Source organism: Christiangramia aquimixticola (genome assembly GCF_048285835.1).
GTDB lineage: Bacteria > Bacteroidota > Bacteroidia > Flavobacteriales > Flavobacteriaceae > Christiangramia > Christiangramia aquimixticola.
In genome coordinates this window covers 1-318 of record NZ_JBLVTL010000164.1, presented here as the reverse complement: position 1 = coordinate 318, position 318 = coordinate 1, and the positions used below count along the sequence as shown (strand labels likewise).

The 318-nt window shown below is 45.0% G+C and carries 1 protein-coding gene; it reads right to left on the bottom strand.

Features of this window, described 5'->3' with window-relative positions:
• Positions 1-25 precede the first annotated feature (25 nt).
• Positions 26-318, bottom strand: a 293-nt coding sequence (locus tag ACNKXV_RS13955) for a hypothetical protein (RefSeq protein WP_417908325.1), incomplete at its 5' end; no start/stop codon positions are given.

The following is a 318-nucleotide window of genomic DNA, read 5'->3' as shown; positions in this document are numbered from 1 at the left end:
TAAGTTTGGTACTTGGGAGCACTGATTACAATTGAGATTCTTGACGGACCTTTGCAGCTTGGTTGAGCCCAGACTGGAGCTTTCGTAAGGATTCGAGAGCTCCTTGAGATTTTTGGGCATCGATCTGCAATTCAAGCCCGCAAGAAGGACAAACAACTGGCTCAAGACTGATAAGATGCTGGATACTCACTACAAGTCTGGTAGTGCACTCTGGACAATTGATGCCTGGAGCTCTTGAAATCTCTACTTCTGGCGTTCGCTCTGAAATTGCAGCTGATTTGACAGCTCCAATTTCTTTCTTTTGAAAGAAACCGGATA